Origin of the sequence: Streptomyces sp. SID3212, assembly GCF_009865405.1 — a bacterium.
Classification (GTDB): domain Bacteria; phylum Actinomycetota; class Actinomycetes; order Streptomycetales; family Streptomycetaceae; genus Streptomyces.
Window position 1 is genome coordinate 1 of sequence record NZ_WWJY01000910.1, and the last position, 3,538, is coordinate 3,538.

Below are 3,538 nucleotides of genomic sequence, written 5' to 3' on the forward strand. Positions count from 1 at the left end.
CGGCGCGCGGGGGCCGAGCGCCTTCACCACACCCAACGCCCCTTCGGCGGCGGCCCGGTGGCGTGCGGAGCCGGTGTGGGCCGCGTACGAGAGCAGGGCGCCGGCGGCGGCCGTCCAGCCGGAGGGGGTCGCGTTGTCCGTCGGGTCCTGGGGCCGCCGGATGAGCCGCTCGGCGTCGTGGGCGGTGTCGTACAGCGTGCCGCGCCCGCCCTCGCCGTCCCGGGCGACGAACTGGTCCAGCACAATGTCCAGCAAGAAACCGGCGAATTCCAGCCACGCTCCTTCACCGGTCACCCCAGCCAGCGCGAGGAACCCCTCCGCCACATCGGCGTAGTCCTCCAGCACCCCGGCGTTGGCGCCGGCCTTGCCGTCCTTGGACGTACGGGCGAGTCGCGCGGCGTCGTCCATGTGCAGCCGTACGAGAAGGTCGGCGGCCTCGGTGGCGCGCTCCACCAGGTCGGGCCGGTCGAAGTACGCGCCGGTCTCGGCCAGCGCGGCGATCGCGAGCCCGTTCCAGGCGGCGACGATTTTGTCGTCGCGGCCGGGGCGGGGCCGTTCGTCGCGCGCGGCAAGCAGCCGCCGCCGTACCCCCTCAACCTTCCCCGCATCCACCACCCCTTCTCCCAGGGGCAGTTGAAGCACGGAGGCCCCCTCCTCGAAGGTGCCCTCCTCGGTCACGCCGAAGTACCGGGCAGCGAACTCCCCGTCCGTGTCGCCCAGTACGTGGCGCAGCTGCTCCGGGGTCCAGACGTAGAACGCCCCTTCCACGTGCTTCCCGCTCGCCGGGTCCTCGCTGTCGGCGTCCAGGGCAGAGGCGAACCCGCCCTCGGCGGTACGCAGTTCACGGACCATGAAGTCGGCGGTCTCGACGGCGACGCGGCGCGCCAGGTCGGAGCCGGTGGCGCGCCAGAGGTGGGCGTACACGCGGCACAGCAGCGCGTTGTCGTAGAGCATCTTCTCGAAGTGGGGCACCACCCACTCCCGGTCCACGGAGTACCGGGCGAAGCCGCCGCCGAGCTGGTCGTAGATCCCGCCCCTGGCCATCGCCTCACAGGTGTCGGCGGCCATCTGGAGCGCCCCCTCGGCCCCAGTACGCCCGTGGTGGCGCAGCAGGAACTCCAGCACCATCGACGGCGGGAACTTGGGCGCGCCCCCGAACCCACCGCGCCGCTCGTCGTACTCCCGGGTCAGCCCGAGCAGCGCCTGCGCCAGCTCCTCGTCCCCGGGAACCCCGTCCCCACCCTGCGCGAGCGACCGCCCGGCCAGCTCCCCCACGATCCGCCCGGCCACCTCGGTGACCTCGTCACGCCGCTCGGTCCAGGCGGAGGTGACGCCTTCGAGGACCTGCGGGAAGGAGGGCATGCCCTGACGGGGGGCGGGCGGAAAGTACGTACCGAAGTAGAAGGGCTCCCCGTCGGCGTTCAGGAACACGGTCATGGGCCATCCGCCGTGCCCGGTGGCGGCCTGCACGGCCTCCATGTAGACGGCATCCACATCGGGCCGCTCCTCGCGGTCGACCTTGATGTTGACGAAGTGCCGGTTCATGTACGTGGCGGTGGTCGGGTCCTCGAAACTCTCGTGCGCCATGACGTGACACCAGTGGCAACTGCTGTACCCCACGCTGAGCAGCACCGGCACATCCCGCTTACGCGCCGCCGCGAACGCCTCCGGCGACCAGGGCCACCAGTCGACGGGGTTGTCGGCGTGCTGGAGGAGGTACGGAGAGGTCTCATGGGCGAGTCGGTTCACCATGCCCCCATCCTGCCCGAGGGCCGCGCCGCGAACGGTTTCCCCCGCACGCGCCCAATTAGGTAGACTGAATCTATGTAGAACAGATCTACATAGATGAGATCTACCAAGGAGCGGCCATGGCAGCCACCCCCTTCGTGGGCCGCAGCACCGAGCTGGGGCTGCTGCGCAAACGGCTCGACCGGGTCGTCGCGACCGGGTCCGGGCGCGCCCTGACCGTCCGGGGTCGGCGCCAGGTCGGGAAATCGCGGCTGGTCCAGGAATTCTGCGACCGGGCGGCGGTTCCCTACGTCTTCTTCAGCGCCACCAAGGGCGCGCCCACCCTGGAGGCACTCGCGGCCTTCCACACCGAGCTGCGGACCTCGTCCCTGGGGAACACCGACCCCACCGGGGATACCGGCGCCGTCATTCCCACGAGCGCCCCGACCAACTGGCCGGACGCCTTCCGGCTGCTCTCCGCGGCCCTCGCCGGTTCACCGGCCGCGCCCGGCGTACCGAGCGTGGTCGTCCTGGACGAGCTTCCCTGGCTGGCGGAGCAGGACTCCGTCTTCGACGGAGCGCTCCAGACGGCGTGGGACCGGCTGCTGGCGCGGCAGCCGGTCCTGCTTCTGCTGCTGGGCAGCGATCTGCACATGATGGAACGGCTCACCGCCTACGACCGGCCCTTCTACGGCCGGGCCGACAATCTGGTCCTCGGTCCGCTGAGCCCGGCGGAGACCGGAAGCGCCCTCGGGCTGGACGCCGCCGACGCGATCGACGCCCATCTGGTCTCCGGTGGCCTGCCGGGCGTCCTCCGCGCCTGGCCGCACGGCACTCCGGCCCTCGCGTTCCTGGAGGCGGAGTGCGCGGATCCCGCCTCACCGGTCTTCGGCGTACCGGAAGCGACGCTGATGGCGGAGTTCCCCGCGCCCGACCAGGCCCGGCAGGTGCTGGAAGCGGTGGGCAGCGGAGACCGTACGCACGCCAACATCGCCGCCACCGCGGGAAGCCAGAGCGCGGCTCTTCCGTCAGGGGTGCTGTCCCCGCTCCTGCGCAAGCTGTCCGAGGAGAAGCGCGTCCTGGCCGTCGACCACCCCCTGTCCGACAAGCCGGGGAAGCCCGCACTCCACCGCGTCGCCGACAGCAACCTACGGCTCTACCTGGCCGCCTTGCGCGCCGCCCAGGAACAGACCCGCCGCGGCCGGCCCGAGGCGGCCTTCCGCGTGATCGAACGCCGCTGGGCGGCCTGGCGGGGCCGGGCCGTCGAACCCCTGATCCGCGAATCCCTCGCCCTCGCGGCCGGCACCACCGACTTCCCGTGGCCGGAAACCGAGGCGGTGGGCGGCTGGTGGAACCGCCGCTTCGACCCGGAGATCGACCTGATCGGAACGGACCGTGCCCCGGTGGCCCGCACGGTCTTCTTCGCCGGCTCCGTCAAGTGGCTGAACACCCCGTTCGACCACCACGACCTGGTGACGCTGAAACAGTCCGCGGCCCAGGTACCGGGCTACACCGAAGGCCCTGGCGGCCTGGTGATCGCCACCCTCAACGGCACGACGGGCCTCACACCCCAGGACGGCGTCCACCTGGTCTGGCGCCCCCACGACGTGGTCGCGGCGTGGCCCGTGTAGCAGGACGCCCAGGTCCCTCGCGCTCGTGGTGTGTGCGCTGGACAATGGGGTTCTCATGGCAATCCGGAGGGGGACGTTCATGCGGGAGAGTCATCGGGCCGAGGCTGAGCGGCTGTTGGTGCGGGCCGTGGAGGAGGAGATGCGGCGGGGCGGGGGGCGGGTTGACGCGGGGGGTCTCC

At 71.8% G+C, this 3,538-nt stretch carries 2 protein-coding genes; one reads left to right on the plus strand and one right to left on the minus strand.

Annotation, left to right across the window (positions count from 1 at the left end; translation table 11 throughout):
- Positions 1-1,752, minus strand: a 1,752-nt coding sequence (locus tag GT042_RS27345) for a thioredoxin domain-containing protein (RefSeq protein WP_161311394.1), incomplete at its 3' end; no start/stop codon positions are given.
- 116 nt (positions 1,753-1,868) lie between these two features.
- Between GT042_RS27345 and GT042_RS27350 the strand changes: the two genes are divergently transcribed.
- The gene (locus tag GT042_RS27350) at positions 1,869-3,359 is read left to right on the plus strand and encodes an ATP-binding protein (protein WP_161311395.1); all 1,491 of its coding nucleotides are present in this window, start codon (positions 1,869-1,871) and stop codon (positions 3,357-3,359) included.
- The last annotated feature ends 179 nt before the right edge of the window (positions 3,360-3,538 follow it).

Excerpts from the sequence above, each read along its gene's own strand:
- GT042_RS27350 (WP_161311395.1), top strand. The coding sequence starts at position 1,869 with ATGGCAGCCACCCCCTTCGTGGGCCGCAGCACCGAGCTGGGGCTGCTG.